Annotated in this window: 22 protein-coding genes; 15 read left to right on the top strand and 7 right to left on the bottom strand. The window is 72.6% G+C overall.

Annotated elements, in window-relative coordinates; all coding sequences use genetic code 11:
- The first annotated feature begins 11 nt into the window (after positions 1-11).
- The 5 genes from ACI2LW_RS01865 (at position 12) to ACI2LW_RS01845 (ending at position 6457) form a co-directional block, all read left to right on the top strand.
- Complete coding sequence (locus tag ACI2LW_RS01865) at positions 12-1367, top strand: cytidylyltransferase domain-containing protein (protein ID WP_404729143.1); 1356 nt, start codon at positions 12-14, stop codon at positions 1365-1367.
- A 14-nt stretch (positions 1368-1381) separates the two neighbouring features.
- Positions 1382-2320 carry an N-acetylneuraminate synthase family protein gene (locus ACI2LW_RS01860; RefSeq protein WP_404729142.1) on the top strand — a complete coding sequence of 313 codons (939 nt, stop codon included), beginning with the start codon at positions 1382-1384 and terminating at the stop codon, positions 2318-2320.
- Positions 2321-2354: 34 nt separating this feature from the next.
- The gene (locus tag ACI2LW_RS01855; protein ID WP_404729141.1) at positions 2355-3593 is read left to right on the top strand and encodes a hypothetical protein; all 1239 of its coding nucleotides are present in this window, start codon (positions 2355-2357) and stop codon (positions 3591-3593) included.
- 291 nt (positions 3594-3884) lie between these two features.
- Positions 3885-5153: an amidohydrolase gene (locus tag ACI2LW_RS01850; protein ID WP_404729140.1), complete on the top strand. Its 1269-nt coding sequence runs from the start codon at positions 3885-3887 to the stop codon at positions 5151-5153.
- A 230-nt stretch (positions 5154-5383) separates the two neighbouring features.
- Positions 5384-6457, top strand: a complete 1074-nt coding sequence (locus tag ACI2LW_RS01845) for a BMP family protein (RefSeq protein ID WP_404729139.1) — start codon at positions 5384-5386, stop codon at positions 6455-6457.
- A gap of 88 nt (positions 6458-6545) precedes the next feature.
- Here the strand turns inward: ACI2LW_RS01845 and ACI2LW_RS01840 are convergent, their stop codons facing one another.
- A complete protein-coding gene (locus tag ACI2LW_RS01840; RefSeq protein ID WP_404729138.1) occupies positions 6546-6890 on the bottom strand; it encodes a hypothetical protein in 345 nt (114 codons plus the stop codon).
- Positions 6891-7205: 315 nt separating this feature from the next.
- Between ACI2LW_RS01840 and ACI2LW_RS01835 the strand changes: the two genes are divergently transcribed.
- The 6 genes from ACI2LW_RS01835 (at position 7206) to ACI2LW_RS01810 (ending at position 14313) form a co-directional block, all read left to right on the top strand.
- Positions 7206-8261 (top strand): BMP family protein, encoded by a 1056-nt coding sequence (locus ACI2LW_RS01835; RefSeq protein ID WP_404729137.1) that lies wholly within the window; start codon positions 7206-7208, stop codon positions 8259-8261.
- Between the two features lie 287 nt (positions 8262-8548).
- Positions 8549-10165: an ABC transporter ATP-binding protein gene (locus tag ACI2LW_RS01830; protein WP_404729136.1), complete on the top strand. Its 1617-nt coding sequence runs from the start codon at positions 8549-8551 to the stop codon at positions 10163-10165.
- Positions 10162-11289 carry an ABC transporter permease gene (locus ACI2LW_RS01825; RefSeq protein ID WP_404729135.1) on the top strand — a complete coding sequence of 376 codons (1128 nt, stop codon included), beginning with the start codon at positions 10162-10164 and terminating at the stop codon, positions 11287-11289. Before ACI2LW_RS01830 ends, ACI2LW_RS01825 begins: the two co-directional genes overlap by 4 nt.
- Positions 11286-12548, top strand: coding sequence for an ABC transporter permease (locus ACI2LW_RS01820; protein WP_404729134.1), 1263 nt, complete (start codon positions 11286-11288; stop codon positions 12546-12548). The genes ACI2LW_RS01825 and ACI2LW_RS01820 overlap by 4 nt, the downstream gene beginning before the upstream one ends.
- Entirely contained in the window at positions 12545-12949 is a 405-nt protein-coding gene (locus ACI2LW_RS01815) for a cytidine deaminase (protein WP_404729133.1), read from the top strand. The genes ACI2LW_RS01820 and ACI2LW_RS01815 overlap by 4 nt, the downstream gene beginning before the upstream one ends.
- 80 nt (positions 12950-13029) lie before the next feature.
- Positions 13030-14313: a thymidine phosphorylase gene (locus tag ACI2LW_RS01810; RefSeq protein WP_404729132.1), complete on the top strand. Its 1284-nt coding sequence runs from the start codon at positions 13030-13032 to the stop codon at positions 14311-14313.
- A gap of 204 nt (positions 14314-14517) precedes the next feature.
- Here ACI2LW_RS01810 and ACI2LW_RS01805 read toward each other — a convergent pair whose 3' ends face one another.
- A complete protein-coding gene (locus ACI2LW_RS01805; protein ID WP_404729131.1) occupies positions 14518-15438 on the bottom strand; it encodes an AEC family transporter in 921 nt (306 codons plus the stop codon).
- A 129-nt stretch (positions 15439-15567) separates the two neighbouring features.
- Between ACI2LW_RS01805 and ACI2LW_RS01800 the strand changes: the two genes are divergently transcribed.
- Complete coding sequence (locus tag ACI2LW_RS01800; protein WP_404729497.1) at positions 15568-15954, top strand: STAS domain-containing protein; 387 nt, start codon at positions 15568-15570, stop codon at positions 15952-15954.
- Here ACI2LW_RS01800 and ACI2LW_RS01795 read toward each other — a convergent pair.
- Positions 15838-16854, bottom strand: coding sequence for a sigma-70 family RNA polymerase sigma factor (locus tag ACI2LW_RS01795; protein WP_404729496.1), 1017 nt, complete (start codon positions 16852-16854; stop codon positions 15838-15840). The genes ACI2LW_RS01800 and ACI2LW_RS01795 overlap by 117 nt on opposite strands.
- A gap of 226 nt (positions 16855-17080) precedes the next feature.
- On the bottom strand, positions 17081-18283 hold the full coding sequence (locus tag ACI2LW_RS01790) for an MFS transporter (protein WP_404729495.1): 1203 nt from the start codon (positions 18281-18283) through the stop codon (positions 17081-17083).
- A 252-nt stretch (positions 18284-18535) separates the two neighbouring features.
- Between ACI2LW_RS01790 and ACI2LW_RS01785 the strand changes: the two genes are divergently transcribed.
- A complete protein-coding gene (locus tag ACI2LW_RS01785) occupies positions 18536-19498 on the top strand; it encodes a LysR substrate-binding domain-containing protein (protein ID WP_404729130.1) in 963 nt (320 codons plus the stop codon).
- A 76-nt stretch (positions 19499-19574) separates the two neighbouring features.
- Here ACI2LW_RS01785 and ACI2LW_RS01780 read toward each other — a convergent pair whose 3' ends face one another.
- Positions 19575-20339, bottom strand: a complete 765-nt coding sequence (locus ACI2LW_RS01780) for an alpha/beta hydrolase (RefSeq protein WP_404729129.1) — start codon at positions 20337-20339, stop codon at positions 19575-19577.
- Positions 20340-20451: 112 nt separating this feature from the next.
- Here ACI2LW_RS01780 and ACI2LW_RS01775 point away from each other — a divergent pair, with 112 nt between their 5' ends.
- Both ACI2LW_RS01775 and ACI2LW_RS01770 read left to right on the top strand, forming a co-directional pair.
- Positions 20452-21615 (top strand): adenosine deaminase, encoded by a 1164-nt coding sequence (locus ACI2LW_RS01775; protein ID WP_404729128.1) that lies wholly within the window; start codon positions 20452-20454, stop codon positions 21613-21615.
- 127 nt (positions 21616-21742) lie between these two features.
- The gene (locus ACI2LW_RS01770; RefSeq protein ID WP_404729127.1) at positions 21743-22093 is read left to right on the top strand and encodes an ATP-binding protein; all 351 of its coding nucleotides are present in this window, start codon (positions 21743-21745) and stop codon (positions 22091-22093) included.
- A 218-nt stretch (positions 22094-22311) separates the two neighbouring features.
- On the opposite strand, the gene ACI2LW_RS01765 is transcribed toward ACI2LW_RS01770, so the two are convergent.
- Complete coding sequence (locus ACI2LW_RS01765; RefSeq protein WP_404729126.1) at positions 22312-22512, bottom strand: PspC domain-containing protein; 201 nt, start codon at positions 22510-22512, stop codon at positions 22312-22314.
- A gap of 62 nt (positions 22513-22574) precedes the next feature.
- Entirely contained in the window at positions 22575-23156 is a 582-nt protein-coding gene (locus ACI2LW_RS01760) for a VanZ family protein (RefSeq protein ID WP_404729125.1), read from the bottom strand.
- Positions 23157-23160 lie beyond the last annotated feature (4 nt).

Below are 23160 nucleotides of genomic sequence, written 5' to 3'. Positions count from 1 at the left end.
GAGCGAAACCCATGTCCCACCCGCCGGCGGGTCACGGCGCTCCGGCGCGCCGCGTGCTCGCGGTCGTCCCCGCGCGCGGCGGCTCCAGGGGAGTGCCCGCGAAGAACCTCGCCCCCGTCGGGGGCGTACCACTGGTCGCACGGGCGGTGCGCGAGTGCCGCGCCACCCGCCTGGTGACCGACGTCGTGGTGTCCACCGACGACCGGGCCATCGCCGCGGCGGCCCGGGAGGCGGGCGCCGAGGTGGTGCTGCGGCCCGCCGCCCTCGCCGGGGACACGGCCACCTCGGAGGCCGCGGTCCTGCACGCCCTGGACGCCCACGAGACGCTGCACGGCACGGCGGTCGACGCGGTGCTGCTCGTGCAGTGCACCAGCCCCTTCCTCGTCCGCGAGGACATCGACGCGGTGGCCGGCGCGGTCGTCGCGGGCGGCGCCGACACGGCGGTGACCGTGGCCCCCTTCCACGGGTTCCTCTGGCGCGACGCACCGCGGACCGCGCGGACGCCGGACCCCGCGGACGCGGCGCCGGGCGGTGCCGCCGCACCCGTTGTGAGCGGCGGCTACGGCGTCAACCACGACAAGACCTTCCGCCCGCGCCGCCAGGACCGCCCCCAGGACCTGCTGGAGACCGGCGCCGCCTACGCGATGGACGCGGCCGGCTTCCGCGCGCACCGGCACCGCTTCTTCGGCCGTACGGAGCTCGTACGGACCGACCCCGCCAGGGTGCTGGAGATCGACGACCCGCACGACCTGGCCCGCGCCCGGGCCCTGGCGCCGCTCCTCGACGCGGCCCGGCCCGGAGCCCTCCCGTCCGCCGGCGACATCGACGCGGTCGTCCTCGACTTCGACGGCACCCAGACCGACGACCGGGTGCTGATCGACTCCGACGGACGGGAGTTCGTCTCCGTGCACCGCGGGGACGGCCTCGGCATCGCGGCACTGCGCCGCGGCGGCCTGCGGATGCTGATCCTTTCCACGGAGCGGAACCCGGTCGTCGCCGCACGGGCCCGCAAGCTCGGGCTCCCCGTGCTGCACGGCGTCGACCGCAAGGACCTCGCGCTGAAGCAGTGGTGCGAGCAGCAGGGCATCGCGCCGGAGCGCGTGCTCTACGCCGGCAACGACGTCAACGACCTGCCGTGCTTCGCCCTCGTCGGCTGGCCCGTGGCGGTCGCGAGCGCCCACGGCGTCGTCCGCGGCGCCGCACGCGCGGTCACCACCGCCCCCGGCGGCGACGGCGCGATCCGGGAGATCGCCGGCTGGCTCCTCGGCCCCTCCCTCGACCGCCCCGGCTCCCCGGAGTCCCTCGACTCCTGCGACTCCCCCAAGTCCTGCGACTTCCCCGAGTCCCCCGACTCCCTCACCGAGTAAGGAAACACCCCGTCATGAGCACCAACCCCCGCATCCGCACCCTCGGTTCGCGCGAGGCCGGCCCCGGCCGCCCCGTCTACGTCACCGGCGAGATCGGCATCAACCACAACGGTGACCTGGAGAACGCCTTCAGGCTGATCGACGTGGCCGCCGAGGCCGGCTGCGACGCGGTCAAGTTCCAGAAGCGCACCCCGGAGATCTGCACCCCGCGCGACCAGTGGGACATCGAGCGCGACACCCCCTGGGGCCGGATGACCTACATCGACTACCGCCACCGGGTGGAGTTCGGCGAGGACGAGTACCGGCGGATCGACGCGTACTGCGAGCAGAGGGGGATCGGCTGGTTCGCCTCCCCGTGGGACACCGAGGCCGTCGCCTTCCTGGAGAAGTTCGACGTGCCCGCCCACAAGGTGGCCAGCGCCTGTCTGACCGACGACGAACTGCTGCGCGCCCTGCGCTCGACCGGCCGCACGGTCATCCTCTCCACCGGCATGTCCACCCCCCAGCAGATCCGGCACGCGGTGGAGGTCCTGGGCAGCGAGAACATCCTGCTCTGCCACGCCACGTCGACCTACCCCGCGAAGGCCGAGGAGCTCAACCTCCGCGTCATCAACACTCTGCAGAACGAGTACCCGAACGTCCCGATCGGCTACTCCGGCCACGAGACCGGCCTGCAGACCACGCTGGCCGCCGTCGCCCTCGGCGCGGTCTTCGTCGAGCGCCACATCACCCTGGACCGCGCGATGTGGGGCTCCGACCAGGCGGCCTCCGTGGAGCCGCAGGGCCTGACCCGGCTGGTCCGCGACATCCGCACGATCGAGGCGTCGCTGGGCGACGGGGTGAAGCGGGTCTACGGCTCCGAGCTCGGCCCCATGAAGAAACTGCGCCGTGTGGCCGGCGCCGTCGCCGAGGCGGAGATCGCCGCGGCGGCCGGCGAGCCGGTCGCGGTGTGAGACCGGGCCCCGCACGACGGGACGGTCGGAACCGATGAGCCCCCACGCCGCCGCGCACACCCTGGCCTTCGTCGAGAGCCCGGTACAGCTGCTGAACGTACTGGAATGGGCCCACGCCCACGCCCACGGCCGGCCGTCCCCGCCCACCGGGCCCCCCGCGCCCGCCGGGCCGCCCGCACCCCCGCCCGCCGGGCCGCCCGCGACCGTGCCCGCGCCCGTCCCTGCGGCGCCGGCCCAGGCGCCCGCACCCCCGCCCACACCTCCGCCGACACCGGCACCCGCACCCCCGCCCGAAGCCCGCTCGTGGCTCACCGTCGTCGTGCTGTCGCCGACCGACCCCATGACCCGGGGGCAGCTGCGGCGGATGGCCGAGCTGGCGCGGGACGAGGGGTACCAGGTGCGCTGGGAGGAGGCCAGGGGCGGGGCGGCGGCGCCGTTCCGGACCATCGGCGGGCTGGCCCCGCTGCTGCGCCGGGCCGGCCGCCTCGTCATGGGGGACCCGTTCTCCCGCTACGTCCAGCTGCTGCTGACCATCACCACGGCGCGCGACCTCGTGGTCGTGGACGACGGCACGGCGACCATGGAGTTCGTCGCCCAGCTGGCCCGCGGCGAGCGGCTGGTGCGCTGGCACCGCAAGGGCGGCCGGCCCGCCGCGCGCGACCTCGTCCTCGCCCCGGTGTCCGCCGCGGCCCGCCGCCGACTCGCCCCGCGCGGCACCCGGCGCCGGGTGGAGGTCTTCTCCGCCATGCCGATCGCCGAGGCCCCGGCCGGCGTGGCCGTCACCGCGAACGGCTTCGGCTGGACCCGCGCCCGCTTCGGCCCGCCCCGCGTGCTCGCCGGCGCGGACCTGGTGGGCACCTCCCTCGTGGAGACGGGCGTGGTCGAGGACGCGCCCTATCTGGAGGCCGTCCACGCCCTGGCCGCGGCGCACGGCGCCCGCCGCTACTTCGCGCACCGCCGCGAGAGCCCGGACAAGCTGCGCCGGCTGGCCGCGCGCACCGGGCTGGAGATCGTGCGGCCCGACCTCCCGCTGGAACTGGTCGCCCGGCGGGGCCCGGTCGGCCGTACGCTCCTCAGCTTCCCCTCCACCGTCGTCCACACCCTGCCGCCGGCCCTGGCCGGCACCGGGGTCCGCGTCGCCGTCTGCGACATCGACCCGGACTGGCTCACCGCGCAGGCCTCGCCCCGGGCCCAGGGTTTTCTGTCCGGCGTCACGGGCACGGCCCGGTACGCCGACCGGCTGGGCCTCGCCCGTACGGCCCCGTCCGGCTGACCCGGGGGGACGGACCGCGTCCGACAGACGAACATCTCGGGCGTGGTCCCCGTCGGCCGTGGTATGCGTGGAGGTGACAACAAGTGGGATGGGCGCGCGAACGGTGTGGCCGGGATCACTTTCCCGGGGCGCCGTGCTCGACTCGGCCGGATGAGCGGCGGAGTCTACCCATCCCCACCGGTACCCATGCGTCGAGCGGCCGCCTTTTCTTCCCCTGACGGGCTGAAGTTTTGTTGATCGAGGGACAGTTGACCGCCCCGGCGTCCTACCCTTCAGAGGGTGAAGCAACTGATGTCCCCAGAGTCCGAGGCCGATACCCCCGCGGAAACCGTCCTGCCCGGCACTTTGCCGGAGGCGCTGTTCGCCGAGCTCGTCGTGTTCCGTCGCGACCTCCACATGCACCCGGAGCTCGGCAACCAGGAGTTCCGCACCACCGCCGCGATCAAGGCGCGGCTGGAGAAGGCCGGCCTGGAGCCGAGGGTCCTGCCCTCGGGGACGGGGCTCGTCTGCGACATCGGCATGCGCTCCGCGGACGCGCTGGACGGGACCGGCCCCGAGGACGGCGGCCCGGCGCGGCCGGCGGGCGGCATCCTCGCCCTGCGCGCGGACATCGACGCGCTGCCCATCCCCGACACCAAGAGCGAGAGCCCGTACCGCTCCACCGTGCCCGACCGCGCGCACGCCTGCGGACACGACGTGCACACCACCGTCGTGCTCGGCGCCGGGCTGGTCCTCGCCGAGCTGGACAGACAGGGCCTGCTGCCCCGCCCGGTGCGGCTGGTCTTCCAGCCCGCCGAGGAGGTGCTGCCCGGCGGCGCCGCCGAGGCGATCAAGAGCGGGGTCCTCAACGGGGTGGGCCGGATCATCGCCGTGCACTGCGACCCCCGGGTCGACGCCGGCCGGATCGGGCTGCGGCAGGGCCCCATCACCTCCGCCTGCGACCGGCTCGAGGTCTCGCTGGACGGTCCCGGCGGGCACACCGCCCGCCCGCACCTGACCACCGACCTCGTCACCGCCGTCGCCCGCGTGGTCACCGACGTGCCCGCCCTGGTCGGCCGGCGCGTCGACACCCGCGCGGGACTCGCCGTGACCTGGGGCCGGATCGAGTCCGGCCACGCCCCCAACGTCATCCCGCAGCACGCCGAGATCGCCGGTACCGTGCGCTGCCTCGACATCCACGCCTGGCGGCAGGCGCCGGACATTGTGGTCGCCGCGATCGACGAGGTGGCCAACCTGCACAAGGCCAAGTCGGAGATCAACTACGTCCGTGGCGTGCCGCCGGTGGTCAACGAGCCGGTGGTGACCGAACTGCTGCGGGAGGCCATGGTGGCCCGGCGCGGCGCCGACTCCGTGGAGGGCACCGAGCAGAGCCTCGGCGGCGAGGACTTCTCCTGGTACCTGGAGCACGTGCCCGGCGCCATGGCCCGTCTCGGCGTGCGCACCCCCGGCGAGCGGACCGTGCGCGACCTGCACCAGGGCGACTTCGACGCCGACGAGTCGGCGATCAGGGTGGGCGTGGAGCTGTTCACCGCGGCGGCGCTGCTGCACCCCGGGCACTGAGGCATGCTGGGAAGGGGTGCCCGGCCGGTACCCCTTCGTCCGGTTCCGTCACCCGTCCGTAACCGGCGGCGGGCGCGCCCGGGGCGTTGTCGGCACGGTTCGGTAACGGCCCGCGAAAACACCGTTCCCCGGTACTTCTACGCGCGTTACTGTGCGCCGAAAATCGCCGCCGGAAGCGGCGTGGGAAGCGGGCCGGCGACGGTGCCGTGGGGCAAGAAGGGGTGCTTGCTGTGCGTCTGAATTCCCGGAGGACCAGGTTCTCCCAAGCCGCGGCGACCGCCGCGGTCATCGCGCTCGCGGCCGCCGGCTGCGGCAAGTCCAGCAGCGAGTCGGCCGGCGGCGGCTCCTCGGAGTCCGGCACGTACTCGGGCAAGGGCATAGGCCTCGCGTACGACATCGGCGGCAAGGGCGACCAGTCGTTCAACGACGCCGCCTTCGCCGGCTTCCAGAAGGCCGAGAAGGAGTTCAAGATCGGCGGCCGGGACGTCGAGCCGAACGACAACGAGTCCAACGCCGACAAGGTCCAGCGGCTGGAGCAGCTCGCCAAGTCCGGCTACAACCCGGTCATCGGCGTCGGCTTCGTCTACGGCCCGGCGGTGAAGGAGGTCGCGGCGAAGTTCCCGAAGACCACCTTCGGCATCATCGACGACAACACCGTGCAGGCGAAGAACGTCGCCGACCTGGTGTTCCACGAGGAGCAGTCGTCCTACCTCGCCGGCGTCGCGGCGGCCAAGGCCACCAAGAAGAACCACATCGGTTTCATCGGCGGTGTGGACATCCCGCTGATCCACAAGTTCCAGGCGGGCTTCGTCCAGGGCGCCCGGTCGGTGAACCCGAAGATCAAGATCGAGTCGCAGTACCTGACGCAGACCGCGCAGGAGGGCGGCTTCTCCAGCCCCGACAAGGGCAAGGACGCCGCCAACGGCCAGATCGAGGCGGGCGCGGACGTCATCTACCACGCCGCCGGACTGTCCGGTCAGGGCGTCATCCAGTCGGCGGCCGAGCACAAGGTGTGGGCGATCGGCGTCGACTCCGACCAGTACGCGCAGTCCTCGCTGGCCAAGTACAAGGACTACATCCTCGGCTCGGCGCTGAAGAACGTCGGCGGCGCGGTGTACGACCTGACCAAGTCCGTGGTCGAGGGCAAGCCGCTCAGCGGCGAGGTGCGCGGCGACCTGAAGTCGGGCGGCGTGGGCTTCGCCGACTCCAACCCGAAGTACCAGGCGATGAAGGACGCCGTCGCCGCGGTGGACAAGGCCAAGCAGGACATCATCAGCGGCAAGGTCACCGTCAACACCCAGTGACGCGGTCCTCGACGTGCGCGGAGGGCGCCCCCCGTCGGGAGGCGCCCTCCTTGCTGTCCGGGCCGCGCGGGCGCGGCCGTCGCCCGGATCAGATCGGCTCGTCGGTCTCGATCTTCATCGAGAGCACACCGGTGCCCGAGTAGCCGCCGTCGGTGGAACAGACGGCCTTGGAGGTCTCACCCTTGCGGGTGCTGACCCACTTGCCGTTGACGTTCCACTTGGTGCCGTGCGGGCTGACGCACACGACCTTGACCCGGTGGACGCTGAACCGGGTGTTGCCCCCCGTGCACTTGCCGTAGCCGGTCGTGCCGTCCTTGGACTTCCAGGTCGAGCAGGTCGAAGCGGCCATGGCCGGCGTCGCGAGACCGCTCACGGTGGCCGACAGGGCGACGCCGACGACGGCGGTCGCGGCCGCGAATCTGGCGAGTTTCATGATCCTCCCCTGGATCGGAACGAGGCCCGCAGGCTGGTCCGACCTGCGGTGCTGTCCTCGGTCAAGGAGATTCGCACGCGGGTGGCGCAAAAAGATCGAACTCGGGAACGATCTTTACCGGCGAGTCACTCTGGTAACTCGCGCCCCCGGAGGGGCTGCCCGTGCGCCCGGGTGCGCGGCCGCGAGGGGCGCGGAGTGGTTCGAAACGGTCGCATAACATCCTGGTAAGGGAGGGTTCTGCACGAGGTCTACGCGCGTTACGCTGCGGCGGAACCAGCGCCTGGTTTGGGCGCTTGCACAAAGGAGTCTCGTTCCATGCGCCGGGTGTCCCGTATCGCGGTTGCAGGCGTTGCAACCGCAGCTCTCGCCGTCACTGTTTCCGCCTGTGGCAGCTCGTCCAGCTCCAGCTCGGCCGCGAAGGGCGGCGGCAAGTCCAAGGGCATAGGCCTCGCGTACGACATCGGCGGCAAGGGCGACCAGTCGTTCAACGACGCCGCCTTCGCCGGCTTCCAGAAGGCCGAGAAGGACTTCGGCGCCGGCGGCCGGGACGTCGAGCCGCAGGACGGCGAGACGGACGCCGACAAGGTCCAGCGCCTGGAGACGCTCGCCAAGGCGGGCTACAACCCGGTCATCGGCGTCGGCTTCGTCTACGCGCCGGCCGTCAAGGAGGTCGCCGCCAAGTTCCCGAAGACCACCTTCGGCATCATCGACGACAACCAGATCAAGGCCAAGAACGTCGCCGACCTGGTGTTCCACGAGGAGGAGTCCTCCTACCTCGCCGGTGTCGCCGCCGCGAAGACCACCAAGAAGAACCACATCGGCTTCATCGGCGGTGTGGACATCCCGCTGATCCACAAGTTCCAGGCGGGCTTCGTCCAGGGCGCCCGGTCGGTGAACCCGAAGATCAAGATCGAGTCGCAGTACCTGACGCAGACCGCGCAGGAGGGCGGCTTCTCCAGCCCCGACAAGGGCAAGGACGCGGCCAACGGCCAGATCGAGGCGGGCGCGGACGTCGTGTACCACGCGGCGGGCCTGTCGGGTCAGGGCGTCATCCAGTCGGCGGCCGAGCACAAGGTGTGGGCGATCGGCGTCGACTCCGACCAGTACGCGCAGTCCTCGCTGGCCAAGTACAAGGACTCCATCCTGACCTCCGCCCTGAAGAACGTCTCGGGCGCGGTGTACGACCTGGCCAAGTCGGTCATCAAGGACGGCAAGCCGCTGTCGGGCGAGATCCGCGGCTCGCTGTCGAACGGCGGCGTGAGCCTCGCCGACTCCAACCCGGTCTTCAAGAACAACGCCGACCTCCAGGCCGCGCTGAAGAAGGCCGAGGAAGGCATCAAGAACGGCACCATCAAGGTCAAGACCTCCTGACCTGACGGCAGGGCCCCTCGGACCGGCCGGAAGGCCGTCCGGGGCCTGGTCGCGAAAGCGCTGCCACGGCAGTGTTGCGGCTGTGGAACGGGGTGCGGGAGGGTGACGACCGCACCCCGTTCGCGCGGCACAATGCTCGGAACGGATCGCAGGCAATTCAAGATCGATCAGGTCCGGGCACTATTTAAAGCAGGGGCGCTACGCGCGTAGAGCGGCCCCTTTCCTGAGGAGAGTGCGCCATCGACGCGTCCAGCAGCCCTCCGCTCACCGCTCAGTCGACAGTCGCGGTGGAGCTCGCGGGCATCACCAAGCGATTCCCCGGAGTGGTGGCCAACCGGGACATCCACCTCACGGTCCGCAAGGGCACCGTGCACGCCCTCGTCGGCGAGAACGGCGCCGGCAAGTCGACCCTGATGAAGATCCTCTACGGCATGCAGAAGCCGGACGAGGGCACCATCGAGGTCGACGGCGAGCAGGTCTCCTTCGGCAGCCCCGCGGACGCCATCGCCCGCGGCATCGGCATGGTCCACCAGCACTTCATGCTGGCGGACAACCTGACCGTGCTCGAGAACGTCGTCCTCGGCAGCGAGAAGCTGTACGGCATCGGCGGCGGCGCCCGCCGGAAGATCAAGGAGATCTCCGAGCGCTACGGCCTCGGCGTCCGCCCCGACGCCCTGGTCGAGGAACTCGGCGTGGCCGACCGCCAGCGCGTGGAGATCCTCAAGGTCCTCTACCGCGGCGCCCGCATCCTGATCCTCGACGAGCCGACCGCCGTACTGGTCCCGCAGGAGGTCGACGCGCTCTTCCACAACCTGCGCGAGCTGAAGTCCGAGGGCCTGTCGGTCATCTTCATCTCCCACAAGCTGGGCGAGGTGCTGTCGGTCGCCGACGACATCACCGTCATCCGCCGGGGCACGACCGTCGGCACGGCCGTCCCCGCGCGGACCACCCCGCGCCAGCTCGCCGAGATGATGGTGGGCAGCGAGCTGCCGACGCCGGAGACCGCCGAGTCGACCGTCACCGACAAGCCGGTGATCGAGGTCAAGGGCCTGACCGTCTACTCCTCCGGCGCCGTGACGCTCGGCGAGTCCTCGGCCGGGCTGCTGATGGACGAGGTCCAGCGCGGCGAGACCAAGCGCATCCTCGACGACGTCGCCTTCACCATCCACGCCGGTGAGGTCATGGGCATCGCCGGTGTCGAGGGCAACGGCCAGACGGAGCTGATCGACGCCCTGATCGGCCTGAAGAACGCCGACTCCGGCTCCATCGTCTTCCTCGGCGAGGACATCACCTCCTGGTCCACCCGCCGCCGCCGCGAGGCGGGCATCGGCTACATCCCCGAGGACCGCCACCGCCACGGCCTGCTCCTCGAGGCGCCGCTGTGGGAGAACCGCATCCTCGGGCACGTCACCGAGCGCCCCAACGCCAAGGGTTTCTGGCTCGACATCAAGGGCGCCCAGCGGGACACCCGCCGGATCGTCCGCGACTACGACGTGCGCACCCCGGGCATCGACGTCACCGCCGCCTCCCTGTCCGGCGGCAACCAGCAGAAGCTGATCGTCGGCCGCGAGATGAGCCACAGCCCGAAGTTCCTGATCGCCGCCCACCCCACCCGCGGTGTGGACGTCGGCGCGCAGGCCGCGATCTGGGACCACATCCGCGACGCCCGCCGCGAGGGCCTGGCCGTCCTGCTGATCTCCGCCGACCTGGACGAGCTGATCGGCCTGTCCGACACCCTGCGGGTGATCTACAACGGCCGCCTGGTCGCCGAGGCCGACCCGGCCACCATCACCCCGGAGGAACTGGGCTCCGCCATGACGGGCGCCGCCACCGGACGCCTGGAACACACAGAGACCGCCGAAGAGGGCAACGACAACGCCGGTCCGGAGGACGAGGCCCGATGAAGAAGTTCGACAAGGAGCGACTGCTCCTCGCGGTGGCCGGCCCGGTCATCGCGCTCGTCGCGGCGATCCTGCTGACCTCGGTCGTGCTGATCGCCTCGGGCAAGAGCCCGATCGAACCGTACTCGCTGATGCTCCAGCAGGCGGCGTACTCCGACACCCAGGTCCTGATCATCAACCAGGCGTCGCTGTACTACATCGCCGCGCTCGCGGTGGCCCTCGGCTTCCGCATGAACCTGTTCAACATCGGCGTCGACGGCCAGTACCGGCTCGCCGCCGTGATGACCGCCGTGGTCGGCGCCAACGTCGCCCTGCCGGCCTTCCTGCAGATCCCGATGCTGCTGCTGGTCGCCGTGTGCACCGGCGCCTTCTGGGCCGGCATCGCGGGCGTGCTGAAGGTCACCCGGGGCGTGAGCGAGGTCGTCGCCACGATCATGCTCAACGCCATCGCCACCAGCGTCATCGGCTACGTCACCCTGTCCGACGTGTGGGGCGTGCAGGTCGGCAACAACATGACGACCGGCATCATGCACAAGTCGGGCTGGATCCCCGGCATCGACCTCGGCCCGGACGTCGGCGAGATCTACGGCCTGGTCTTCCTCGCCGTCCTGCTCGGCGTCCTGTACTGGGTCGTCCTCAACCGCACCCGCTTCGGCTTCGACCTGCGCGCCTCGGGCGCCTCGGAGACCGCCGCCGCGGCCTCCGGCGTCGACTCCAAGCGCATGGTCCTCACCGCCATGCTGATCTCCGGCGGGGTCTCCGGCCTGGCCGGCCTGCCGCTGCTGCTCGGCGACTCGCACACCTACAGCCTCAGCTTCCCCGCGGGCCTCGGCTTCACCGCCATCGGCATCGCCCTGCTGGGCCGCAACAACCCCGGCGGCATCGCCCTGGCGGCCCTGCTCTGGGCCTTCCTGGACAAGGCCTCGCCCGCCCTCGACTACGCCACCCCGGTGGCGTACGAGAAGGAGATCGCGACGATCATGCAGGGCCTGATCGTCTTCGCCGTCGTCATCTCCTACGAGGCCGTACGGCAGTGGGGCCTGCGCCGGCAGCAGAAGCTGGTCGGCGCGGAACTCGCCGCGGCCGTCAAGAACAACGACCAGACGAAGGAGGCGGCGGCCCGATGACCACCGCGACCATCGCCAAGCCGCAGGCCGCCAAGCCCGGCAGGGGCGGCCGCCGCGTCTCCCTCCCGGTGCTCCTGCTGATCATCGCGGGCGTGCTGGTGCTGACCTCGGCCGTCCGCCTGATCACCGGCGCCGACGGCATCACCTCCACCGGGCAGATGTCCACCGCGCTGCGCCTGGCCGTCCCGATCGGCCTGGCCGGCCTGGGCGGCCTGTGGTCCGAGCGCTCCGGCGTCGTCAACATCGGCCTCGAGGGCATGATGATCCTCGGCACCTGGTTCGGCGCCTGGGCCGGCTACCAGTGGGGCCCGTGGGCCGGCGTCCTGTTCGGCGTCGTCGGCGGCGCGCTCGGCGCGGTGCTGCACGCCATCGCCACGGTGACCTTCAACGTCAACCACATCGTGTCCGGTGTGGCGATCAACATCCTGGCCCTGGGCACCACCCGTTACCTGTCCAAGTTCACCTTCGAGAACGCGCCCCAGGGCTCCTCCAAGCAGTCCCCGCCGATCGACTCGCTGGGCAGCTTCTCCGTGCCCGGCCTGTCGGACTGGCTGGAGACGCTCAACGGCAAGCACTGGTTCCTGCTCTCCGACCTCGCCGGCCTGCTCGGCGGCCTGATCACCGACCTGTCGCCGCTCACCGTCGTCGCGGTCGCGCTCGTGCCGGTGACCTGGTGGGTGCTGTGGCGCACCGCCTTCGGGCTGCGCCTGCGCTCCTGCGGCGAGAACCCGGTCGCGGCGGAGTCGCTCGGCGTCAACGTCTACAAGTACAAGTACATCGCCGTGATCATCTCCGGCGGCTTCGCCGGCCTGGGCGGCGCGTTCCTGTCGATCGTGGCCTCCAACGTCTACCTCGACGGCCAGACCGCCGGCCGCGGCTACATCGGCCTCGCCGCGATGATCTTCGGCAACTGGATGCCGGGCGGCCTCGCCCTCGGCGCGGGCCTGTTCGGCTACACCGACAGCCTGAACCTGCGCGGCGGCACGGTGAACGTCCACGCGCTCATCCTGCTGCTGGCGATCCTGCTGGTGTTCGGGGCGGCCTACCTGGCCTGGCGCAAGAAGTACGTTCCCGCGCTGGTCACCGCCGTGATCGCGGCCGCGATGTTCGTCTGGTACACCTCCACCAACGAGGTCCCCCGCCAGCTCGTGACGGCCACCCCGTACATCGTCACCCTGCTGGTGCTGTCGCTGTCGGCGCAGCATCTGCGGATGCCGAAGGCGGACGGCCTGCCGTACCGGAAGGGGCAGGGCAAGTGACGGCGGACGGGCCGGAGGCCGACTGGGCGGCACTGCGCGAGGAGGCGCGCGCGGCGATGACCCGCGCCTACGTGCCCTACTCGCACTACCCGGTGGGCGTCGCCGCCCTGGTCGACGACGGCCGGATCGTCACCGGCTGCAACGTCGAGAACGCCTCCTACGGGATCGGTCTGTGCGCCGAGTGCGGCCTCGTCTCCCAGCTGCACAACACCGGCGGCGGGCGGCTGACCCACTTCACCTGCGTGGACGGCAACGGCGACATCCTGGTGCCGTGCGGGCGCTGCCGCCAGCTGCTGTACGAGGCCGGCGGGCCGCGGATGCTGCTGGAGACCCCGGAGGGCATCCTGCCGCTGTCCGAGATGCTGCCGCAGGCCTTCGGCCCGGACCATCTCACCAAGTGACACCGCGCCGCGGCCCTCCTGAGCGATCAGGGGGGCCGCGGCGCCTCACCCCCTTCGCACCCGGAAGGAACCCGACACCCATGGCCATGGACGCCATCTCCGTCATCCGCACCAAGCGGGACCGCGGCGAGCTCAGCGACGAGCAGATCGACTGGGTCATCGACGCGTACACCCGCGGGGAGGTCGCCGACGAGCAGATGTCCGCGCTCGCGATGGCCATCCTGCTCAACGGCATGAACCGGCGCGAGATCGCCCGCTGGACCGCCGCGATGATCGCCTCCGGCGAGCGCATGGACTTCTCCTCGCTGTCCCGCCCGACCGCGGACAAGCACTCGACGGGCGGCGTCGGCGACAAGATCACCCTGCCGCTGGCCCCGCTGGTGGCGGCGTGCGGCGCGGCCGTCCCGCAGCTGTCCGGCCGCGGCCTCGGACACACCGGCGGCACGCTGGACAAGCTGGAGTCGATCCCCGGCTGGCGGGCCCTGCTGTCCAACGAGGAGATGCTGAACGTCCTCGACACCACCGGCGCGGTGATCTGCGCGGCGGGCGACGGCCTGGCCCCGGCGGACAAGAAGCTCTACGCGCTGCGCGACGTGACCGGCACGGTCGAGGCGATCCCGCTGATCGCCTCCTCGATCATGTCCAAGAAGATCGCGGAGGGCACGGGCAGCCTGGTCCTGGACGTCAAGGTGGGCTCCGGCGCGTTCATGAAGACCCTCGAGGACGCCCGTGAGCTGGCGTCCACCATGGTCGGCCTCGGCACGGACCACGGCGTGCGGACGGTCGCCCTGCTCACCGACATGTCCACCCCGCTGGGCCTGACGGCGGGCAACGCCCTGGAGGTCCGCGAGTCCGTGGAGGTCCTGGCGGGCGGCGGCCCGGCGGACGTGGTGGAGCTGACCCTCGCCCTGGCCCGCGAGATGCTGGACGCGGCCGGGCTGAAGGACGCCGACCCCGCCAAGGCCCTGGCCGACGGCTCGGCGATGGACGTCTGGCGCCGCATGATCGCGGCCCAGGGCGGCGACCCGGACGCGCCCCTGCCCACGTCGAAGGAACAGCACGTGGTCAAGGCCGCCGCCTCCGGCGTGCTGACCCGCCTCGACGCCTACGGCATCGGCATCGCGGCCTGGCGCCTGGGCGCGGGCCGCGCCCGCAAGGAGGACCCGGTGCAGGCGGCGGCGGGCGTCGAACTCCACGCCAGGCCGGGCGACACGGTGACGCAGGGCCAGCCCCTGCTGACCCTCCACACGGACACCCCGGAGCGCTTCGCGTACGCACTGGAGGCGGTCGAGGGCTCCTACGACATCGCCGCCCCGGGCACCGACTTCACGGCGTCCCCGGTGGTGCTGGAACGTATCGCCTGAACAGGCGTTTCTTCCATTCGGGTGAACGGGATCGGTGGACCGCCACCGGTCCCGTTCGGCGTGCTGGAATCGGTGACCCACCGATGGGAGAACCGCCATGAGCGCACTCACCGTGAGCGAGGCCCCGAGCGGAGCTGGGACGACCTCCCGCGCCCTTCGATGTCGTGATCGACACCGGCGAGTTCCCGGTGGACCGATGCGCGGTCACCCCAACAACGCCGCGACCGCCACCAGCACCGGCACCGACGCGATGGTCGACAGCAGGATCGACTCCTGGGCAAGTGACTCGCCCACGCGGTAGCGACCGGCGTAGGTGAAGAGGTTCTGGGCGGCGGGCAGGGCCGAGGTCACCACCACGTCCAGCAGTTGCGGGCCCCGCAGTCCGAAGACGCTCGTCGCCAGCGCCCAGGCGGCGAGGGGCTGGCCCACGGATTTCAGCGCCACCGACAGCAGCACCAGGTGGCGGTCCCGGCCCCGGCCGGGGGCCGCGCCGCCGCGCAGGGCGATGCCGAAGGCCAGCAGGACGGCCGGGACGGACATGTGGGCGATCAGGGTGAGCGGCTCCAGCACCGGGCCGGGCACCCGCACACCGGTGGCCGAGACCAGTACGCCGCTCAGGGCGCCCACCGCGACCGGGTTCCGCAGCGGGGTGAGCAGGCGCTGCCACAGGGGGCCCTTCTCGCCCGCGCCGGACAGGTCCAGGATCGTCAGGGCGACGGGCGTGACCAGGATCTGCTGGAACAGCAGCACCGGGGCCACCAGTGAGGCGTCACCGAGGACGTACGCGGCGATCGGGATGCCCAGGTTGCCCGAGTTGACGTAACTGGAGCACAGGGCGCCGATCGTGGTGCGGCCCACGCCCCAGTGCCGTACCACGCCGAACGCCACGAAGACGCCGGCCGCCGCCGCCGTGCTCGCCGCCGTCACCAGCAGCCGGCCCGAGAAGACCACCGACAGGTCGGCCCGGGCCAGCGTGGTGAACAGCAGGGCCGGGGTCGCCACATGGAAGGCCAGCCTGGTCAGCACGTCCTGACCCTGGTCGCCGAGGTAACCGCGCCGCCCGATCAGCCAGCCGACGCCGATCACGACGGCGATGACCGCGAAACCGGTCAGCACCCCTTGCACACGGCCTCCTCGGCGCGGGGCGGGAGGCCGTCGGGTATCCAGGGCGGTGCTGATCCATGGGGCATGCACTCACCCTCCGGGGCGGGAGGGCGGCAGGTCAATGTGATCTCCGGCGGGTCACGCGCCGCGATGAGTTGTCGCCCGCAGGGGGGTCTACCGGTCGTGGATGCCACGACGCCCGCCGTACTCGTGCTGACCGGGCCCGTCACCCGGGAGGAGGTGGAGGGGCTGTGCGACGACGTGCGCGGGCTGCTGGAGACGACCGGGGCCGGTGCCGTGGTGTGCGACGTGGCCGGGCTGGGGCCGCCGGGCCTGGGCGCCGTCGACCTGCTGGCGCGGCTCCAGCTCGCCGCCCGCCGGGCCGGGGGCCGTATCCGCCTGCGCGCCCCCGGTCCCGGGCTATGCGCCCTGCTCGGCCTGGTCGGTCTCGCCCTCGAGACGGAGCGGCAGCCCGAACAGCGGGAACCAGCGCTGGGTGTCGAGGAAGCAGTGGAACCCGGTGATCCGGCCGTCTGAGGTCTCCAGTACCTGCACCGCCCACGCGCCGAAGCCGCCCCGCTCCGGGTCCGGCTTGTACTGGGCGAAGCCGGGCAGCCCGTTGGCCTCGACCGGCACCAGGCGGGAGCCCGCGCAGGCGGCGCCCAGGGTGGTCATGAAGCCGGTGATGTCCGGGGCGCCGGTCAGCCACAGGTCGAACGGCGGCATCGTCATCACCGCGTCCTCGGCCAGCAGCGCGGTCAGCGCCGTCATGTCGTACCCCTCGAACGCCTTCACATAGCGCTCCAGGAGCTTGCGCTGCTCCTCGTCCAGCGGGTCGGAGACATCGGCGCGGGCGCCCCGGTCCTCCCGCTCGGCGAGCGTGGCCCGCGCCCGCTGCAGGGCGCTGTTGACCGAGGCGACCGTGGTGCCGAGCAGCTCGGCGACCTCGCTCGCCTTCCAGGCCAGCACCTCCCGCAGGATCAGCACCGCCCGCTGCTTGGGCGGCAGCTGCTGCAGCGCCGCCATGAACGCCAGCCGCACCGACTCCTTGGCGACGGCCGCCTCCGCCGGGTCCTCGACGGCGGGCAGGACCCGGCCGTCGGGCATCGGCTCCAGCCAGGTGTGGTCGGGGCGGGGCGCCAGCGCGGCCCGGGCCAGCGGCGTCGGCTCGGTGAGGTCCATCGGCCGGGCCCGCTTGTTGCCCGCCGTCAGCATGTCCAGGCATACGTTCGTCGCGATCCGGTACAGCCACGACCGCAGGCTGGAGCGGCCCTCGAACTTGTCGTGGCTCCGCCAGGCGCGGACCAGGGTGTCCTGGACCGCGTCCTCCGCCTCGAAGGACGAGCCGAGCATGCGGTAGCAGTAGCCGGTCAGCTCGACCCGGTACTTCTCCAGCTGCGTGTCGAGATCGGTCGTCGTCGCCGTGCCGTTGCCCATCGTGTCCACCCGCCCCTGCGGCCCTGACATCCGGAGCGCGCCGTCGCGCCCAGCACTCCGGAAGCTACCGCAGCCCACTGACAACGGCCCCCTCAGCGGGAGAACCGGCAGGTCACGGCCGGTGCGCCGGCCGGGGTCGCGGCCGGCGCGTCACGCCGGCGGCCGCGGCCGGTGCGCCGGCACGGGTCGCGACCGGCGCGCTACGGGGGCCGCGGCCCGCACGCCGTCACGCCGCCGCCGGCTCCCGCCGGGCCGCCGCGCGCGCCGCCCGTGACCCCAGCAGGGTGATGGCCACCACGCCCAGCACCGCCAGCACGCCCACCCCGACCGTTCCGGCCCAGCCCCGGGCGTGGAAGGCGACGGCGCCGGCCGTGCTGCCCGCGCTGGACCCGATGTAGTACGCCGACTGGTACAGCGCCGAGGCCTGGGCGCGGCCGTGCGTGGCGGTCCTGCTGACCGCCGAGGAGGCCACCGCGTGACCGGCGAAGAAGCCCGCCGTGATCAGCACCAGGCCCAGCAGTACCGGCACCACCGAGTCCAGCAGGGACAGCAGCAGCCCGGCCGCCGTCGTGGCCGCCGCCAGGTACAGGGCGCCCCTGCGGCCCAGCCGGCCCACCAGCCGGCCCGCCGTCGAAGCCGACACGGTGCCCACCAGGTACACCAGGAAGACCGAGCCGGCGATGCCCTGGGGGAGGGAGAAGGGCGCCCCGGTCAGGCGGTAGCCGATCACCGTGTAGACCCCGCCGAAGACCGTCATGAACAGCGCGCCGATCGCGTACAGGCGGCGCAGCAGCGGGTCGGCGAGGTGGTCGCGGACCGTGCCGGCCAGCACCCGCGGGCGCAGCGAGCCGGCGGTGAAGTGCCGCGGGGCCGGGAGCAGCAGCCGGAAGGAGACGGCGCACAGCACGGCGATCACCCCGACCACGGCGACGGCGGGCCGCCAGCCCCACGCCTGGGCGACCCAGCCGGTGACGACCCGGCCGCTCATGCCGCCCACGCTGTTCCCGGCCACGAACAGGCCGATCGCCGTCACCAGCGCCCGGGGCCGGACCTCCTCGGCCAGATACGCCTGCGCCGAGGCGGGCACCCCGGCCAGCGCGGCGCCCTGCAGCGCCCGCAGTACGACGAGCGTGCCGAGCGACGGCGCGAAGGGCACCAGCAGGCCGACGGTCACCGCCACCGCGAGCGAGGCGGTCATCACCGTGCGCCGCCCGAAGCGCTCGGACAGGGCGCTCATCGGCAGGACGAACAGCGCGAGCCCGCCGGTGGCCGCCGCCACGGTCCAGCTCGCCTCGCTCGCCGTCACCCCGAACTCGCCCGAGATCAGCGGCAGCAGCGCCTGCGTGGCGTACAGCAGCGCGAAGGTGGCGACGCCGGCGAGGAAGAGGGCGAGGCTCATCCGGCGGTAGCCGGGCCCGCCCGGGGCCATACGGGGGTCGGCGGCCCGGGCGGCCTCGGCGGCCCGGGCGGTTCCGGTGGCTCCGGCGGCCTGGGCGGTGGCGGCGGCTCCGTCGGAAGGAACCGACGGCACCGGCGAGGCGGACGGCACCGGCGAGGCGGACGGGACGGACGAGGCGGCGCCCAGGGTGGTGGACGCCCCGGTACTGGCGGGAGACATGCCTCGACGCTACGGAGCGGCCCGTTCATCCGTCCAATGCACGGAATCGCCATAATCGTTCCCATGGAGCATCAACAGAGGTCACAGCCGCGCCTGTCACCGTCCAGTGACACAAAAGACACACGGGACATCGCCGCGCTGCTCGCCCCCCGCCTCGCCCACTTCGCGGGCGTCGCCCGCACCGAGCACGTGACCCGGGCCGCGCAGGAGATGCAGGTCCCGCAGTCCACCCTGTCCCGGGCCATGGTCCGCCTCGAGCAGGACCTCGGCGTCGACCTGTTCGCCCGCCGGGGCCGCACGCTGTCCCTCACCCCGGCCGGCCGCACCTTCCTCGGCTCCGTCGAGCGCGCCCTCGCCGAGATCGAGCGCGCCGCCGACGAGGTGCGTGCCGACGCCGACCCGGCCACCGGCAAGGTCGCCTTCGGCTTCCTGCACACCATGGGCGCCGAGACCGTGCCCGGCCTCATCCACGCCTTCCGCGCCGACCACCCCCGGGTCCGCTTCAGCCTCGTGCAGAACTACGGCGAGGCCATGCTGGAGGGGCTGCGGGCGGGCGAGCTGGACCTCTGCCTGACCTCACCGGTGCCCAGCGCGCCGGACCTCGCCGCGCGCCGCCTCGACGAGCAGAAGCTGCGGCTCGTGGTCCCGGCCGACCACCGGCTGGCCGGCCGCCGCCGGGTCCGGCTGGCCGAGGCCGCCGACGAGACCTTCGTGACCCTGGAGCCCGGCTACGGCCTGCGCCGCATCACCGACGACCTGTGCCGCGAGGCGGGCTTCAAGCCGCGGGTCGCCTTCGAGGGGGAGGAGGCGGAGACGCTGCGCGGCCTGGTCGCGGCGGGCCTGGGCGTGGCCCTGCTCCCGCCGCCGGCCGTTCCCCGCCCCGGCGTGGCCGAACTGACGGTCACGGCCCCGCGGGCGGTACGGGAGATCGGCGTGGCCTGGCTGGAGGGCCACCCGGACACCCCGCCGGTGGCCGCCTTCAAGAAGTTCCTGCTGTCCAAGCGCGGGAAGCTGCTCCCGGCCTGAGCGGCCTCCCCTGCCGATCCCGCCCCGCCCCGGGCGCCTGGCCCCGTCCCGGGTTCCTGCCCCCGCCCCCGCGCCCTCACCACCGCCGCAGTGTCCGCCCGAAGCCCGCCGCCAGCGGCATCCGCAGCCCGAGCGGAGGCGGCGCGGCCAGCGCGTCCTGCACCGGCCGCGACAGCGGGGCGCCGAACAGCGCCCCCATGACGAAGTCCGAGGCGAGCGCGAGGACTTCGGCGCGGTACTGGTGCAGACCGTGCCCGTCGGCGTGGACCTCGAACCGGCACACGTCCCGGTTGGCCTTCTTCGCCCGGGCCGCGAACCGGAAGGACAGTTCGGGGTCGTTGCGGCCGTCGTGGGTGCCGTGCACGATCAGCACCCGCCGGCCGGCGAGCTGTTTCACCGGTTCCGGTGAGGCGGCCACGTCGTCCCCCGGCAGCCAGGGGGCGATGGCCACCACGGAGTTGACGGCCTCGTGCCCGCCGGCGTGCAGTGCCGCCCGCCCGCCCATGTCGACCCCCGCCAGGCACACCGGCACGTCGCCGTAGCGCCGTACGGCCTCCTCCACGGCCCAGGTGGCGTCGCGGGCCGGATGCGCCTCGCCGCCGTTCCAGCCGCGGTAGCGGTAGTGGACCACGTGGGCGGCCAGGCCCTCGCCGCGTCCGTCGCGCGCCAGCCGGCGCCCGAGGGCCCGCACCGAGGCCGTTCCCAGCACCGGGGACGGTCTGCGGACGGACACCTCCTCGCCCCCGGGGAGCAGCAGCACCACTCCGCTGACCGTCGCCGGCTCCGTGCCGAGCGTCCTCCCCAGCCGGGCCGTGCGAACCGGCATCGCTTGCTGTGCCATGACAGAACAGTGTCAGAAGCGGTCGTGTACGCCACCCGTCCGTGCGGTCACCGTTACGTATCGGCGGATGTGTACAGGATCCCTCTACGCGCGTAGGAGTTAGAGTGCGGAGATGACGAGCCAGACTGCCCACCTGGGGAACACCCCGAGCACGGACCAGATCCGCCGGGCGCCCAAGGTTCTGCTGCACGACCACCTCGACGGCGGGCTGCGCCCGGCCACGATCGTCGAACTCGCCCGGGAGGCCGGGTACGGCCGGCTCCCCGCCACCGACCCGGACAAGCTCGGCCTGTGGTTCCGCGAGGCCGCCGACTCCGGCTCCCTCGAACGGTACTTGGAGACCTTCTCGCACACCGTGGCGGTGATGCAGACCCGCGACGCCCTCGTCCGGGTCGCCCGCGAGTGCGCCGAGGACCTCGCCGCCGACGGGGTCGTCTACGCCGAGGTGCGCTACGCCCCAGAGCAGCACCTGGAGGGCGGGCTGAGCCTGGAGGAGGTCGTCGAGGCCGTCAACGAGGGCCTGCGGGAGGGCGAGCGGGCCGCGCTGGCGGCCGGCCGGCGCATCCGGGTCGGCGCCCTGCTCACCGCCATGCGGCACGCCGCCCGCGCCCTGGAGATCGCCGAACTCGCCAACCACTACCGCGACCTGGGCGTCGTCGGCTTCGACATCGCCGGCGCGGAGGCCGGTTACCCGCCCACCCGGCACCTGGACGCCTTCGAGTACCTCAAACGGGAGAACAACCACTTCACCATCCACGCCGGCGAGGCGTTCGGACTGCCGTCCATCTGGCAGGCGCTGCAGTGGTGCGGCGCGGACCGGCTCGGCCACGGGGTGCGCATCATCGACGACATCCACGTGCACGAGGACGGCCGCGTCGAGCTCGGGCGGCTCGCCTCCTACGTCCGCGACAAGCGCGTCCCGCTGGAGCTGTGCCCCAGCTCCAACCTCCAGACCGGCGCCGCCTCCTCCTACGCCGAGCACCCCATCGGGCTGCTGCGCCGGCTGCACTTCCGGGCCACCGTCAACACGGACAACCGGCTGATGTCCCACACCAGCATGAGCCGCGAATTCGAGCACCTTGTCGAGGCATTCGGCTACACGCTCGACGACATGCAGTGGTTCACTGTCAATGCGATGAAGTCCGCGTTCATTCCTTTCGATGAACGGCTGGGGATGATCAATGACGTGATCAAGCCCGGATATGCGGCCCTCAAGTCCGAATGGCTGTTTACGCAGGCCGCCGCCACCAGCGGTTCCGGGGCCGCAGAGGGCTGAATGGGGGACACGGGACACGGACGGGCTTCACCATCCGTCCTTATTTCGTTGTTTGCGGGGGAGGTCCTGGCGTGTTTACGGTCGTGGACCGCTCAGTTCCCCGTCTTCCATTCAAGGACGCGTTTTCATGAAGCAGTCTGCCGCCAAGACCCTCGGTGTCGCCGCCCTCGGTGCCGCCTTCGCCGCCGCCGGCGCGGGTGCCGCGAACGCGGCGCCGGCCGCCCCGGACGCCGGGCAGGCACTGGGCACCGTCAGCAAGGCGCTCCCGACGCAGGGCGCCGCCAAGTCGCTGCCGGCGGCCGGCCAGGCGCTCGACCAGGCCAAGCCGGCCGTCCGCAGCGGCCTCACCGCGGCGAAGCCGGCCACCCGGACCGCGCTGAAGCAGGACCCGACCAAGCCCGTCGCCGGCCTGCTCGGCGGCCTCCCGGTGCGCCTGCCCACCCAGGGCGTGGGCCTGGCCGGCCTTCCGCTGGCCTGAGCACGCCCACCGCACGACGAGAACGCCGTCGGCGCCCACCCGTTGTCCCGGGTGCGCGCCGACGGCGTCCGTGTGTCGGGGGAGGGGCACAGGACCTCGTGGGTGCGGCGGTACGGCGTACGGCGCCCACCGCGCGGTAGGGCGCTCACCGCGCGGTACGGCCACCGCGCCGTACAGCACCCACCGCGCCATACCGCGCTTCCCGCGCGGTACCGCGCTCACCACGCCGTACGGGTCTTGTCCTCCGAGGGCAGCAGGATCCACAGCGCTATGTAGACCACGAACTGCGGCCCCGGCAGCAGGCAGGACAGCAGGAAGATCACCCGCATCGTCGTCGCGGAGGTACCGAAGCGCCGAGCCAGCGCGGCGCACACTCCACCGATCATGCGGCCGTGGGTCGGGCGGGCAAGGGCGGTCATCTCGACTCCTCGTGAGCGTCGGTGCGAGGCCGCCCCGTCGGCGGCCCCGAGCGACTTCCACGTTACGGAGACGAAGGGGGCAAAGCGTCGCTCCACGGGGCGATGCCGACCCTGGGAATCGTCGGGGTCCGTCCCTGGGACGGGTCCTCCTGGCGGGCGGCCGAACGGTCCCGGCGCTCCGCCCTGCGGCGGAGGAGCAACCGGCCCGCGGGGACCAGGGCGAGGTGCGCGAGGGCCACGCCCACCGTGTTGAGCAGGAGGGTGTCGACGTCGGCCACCCGGCCGGGGACCCCGGTCTGCAGCAGGGCGATGCCCACGGAGGCGAGGGCGCCGGCCGCCGTCGTACGGACCAGGGACGCCGGCGCGGAGACGCGGAGCCTGCCGTGCGCCATCGGCAGCAGGACGCCCAGCGGGGCGAGCAGTGCGAGGCCCGCGCCGATGCGCCGGGCCGCCTCGGCCCCGCCGAGGGCCAGGTCGGCGCGGACGGTGGCGAGCGGACGGAAGTTGGCGGGCGTCACCCAGGGGACGTCCAGGGGGCGCAGCGTGAGCCAGGCGACGAGCGCGAGATGGGCGACGAGGAGGACACCCCCTGTCACGCGGACGCGGATCGCGGCGTTGCCGCCGATGGAGCCTTGACGCTGCACGCCC

This window comes from Streptomyces sp. NPDC004065 (assembly GCF_044903565.1).
GTDB lineage: Bacteria > Actinomycetota > Actinomycetes > Streptomycetales > Streptomycetaceae > Streptomyces.
The sequence above is the reverse complement of the archived record's forward strand: the minus strand, read 5'-3'. Positions and strand labels throughout refer to the sequence as shown.

What these genes read in the sequence shown, in the direction of transcription:
- ACI2LW_RS01820 (WP_404729134.1), top strand. Translation starts at nt 11,286, where the DNA reads ATGACCACCGCGACCATCGCCAAGCCGCAGGCCGCCAAGCCCGGCAGG.
- ACI2LW_RS01775 (WP_404729128.1), top strand. Translation starts at nt 20,452, where the DNA reads ATGACGAGCCAGACTGCCCACCTGGGGAACACCCCGAGCACGGACCAG.
- ACI2LW_RS01810 (WP_404729132.1), top strand. Translation starts at nt 13,030, where the DNA reads ATGGCCATGGACGCCATCTCCGTCATCCGCACCAAGCGGGACCGCGGC.
- ACI2LW_RS01825 (WP_404729135.1), top strand. Translation starts at nt 10,162, where the DNA reads ATGAAGAAGTTCGACAAGGAGCGACTGCTCCTCGCGGTGGCCGGCCCG.
- ACI2LW_RS01855 (WP_404729141.1), top strand. Translation starts at nt 2,355, where the DNA reads ATGAGCCCCCACGCCGCCGCGCACACCCTGGCCTTCGTCGAGAGCCCG.
- ACI2LW_RS01780 (WP_404729129.1), bottom strand. Translation starts at nt 20,339, where the DNA reads ATGGCACAGCAAGCGATGCCGGTTCGCACGGCCCGGCTGGGGAGGACG.
- ACI2LW_RS01770 (WP_404729127.1), top strand. Translation starts at nt 21,743, where the DNA reads ATGAAGCAGTCTGCCGCCAAGACCCTCGGTGTCGCCGCCCTCGGTGCC.
- ACI2LW_RS01835 (WP_404729137.1), top strand. Translation starts at nt 7,206, where the DNA reads ATGCGCCGGGTGTCCCGTATCGCGGTTGCAGGCGTTGCAACCGCAGCT.
- ACI2LW_RS01850 (WP_404729140.1), top strand. Translation starts at nt 3,885, where the DNA reads ATGTCCCCAGAGTCCGAGGCCGATACCCCCGCGGAAACCGTCCTGCCC.
- ACI2LW_RS01795 (WP_404729496.1), bottom strand. Translation starts at nt 16,854, where the DNA reads ATGGGCAACGGCACGGCGACGACGACCGATCTCGACACGCAGCTGGAG.
- ACI2LW_RS01790 (WP_404729495.1), bottom strand. Translation starts at nt 18,283, where the DNA reads ATGGCCCCGGGCGGGCCCGGCTACCGCCGGATGAGCCTCGCCCTCTTC.
- ACI2LW_RS01860 (WP_404729142.1), top strand. Translation starts at nt 1,382, where the DNA reads ATGAGCACCAACCCCCGCATCCGCACCCTCGGTTCGCGCGAGGCCGGC.
- ACI2LW_RS01840 (WP_404729138.1), bottom strand. Translation starts at nt 6,890, where the DNA reads ATGAAACTCGCCAGATTCGCGGCCGCGACCGCCGTCGTCGGCGTCGCC.
- ACI2LW_RS01765 (WP_404729126.1), bottom strand. Translation starts at nt 22,512, where the DNA reads ATGACCGCCCTTGCCCGCCCGACCCACGGCCGCATGATCGGTGGAGTG.
- ACI2LW_RS01800 (WP_404729497.1), top strand. Translation starts at nt 15,568, where the DNA reads ATGAGTTGTCGCCCGCAGGGGGGTCTACCGGTCGTGGATGCCACGACG.
- ACI2LW_RS01865 (WP_404729143.1), top strand. Translation starts at nt 12, where the DNA reads ATGTCCCACCCGCCGGCGGGTCACGGCGCTCCGGCGCGCCGCGTGCTC.
- ACI2LW_RS01785 (WP_404729130.1), top strand. Translation starts at nt 18,536, where the DNA reads ATGGAGCATCAACAGAGGTCACAGCCGCGCCTGTCACCGTCCAGTGAC.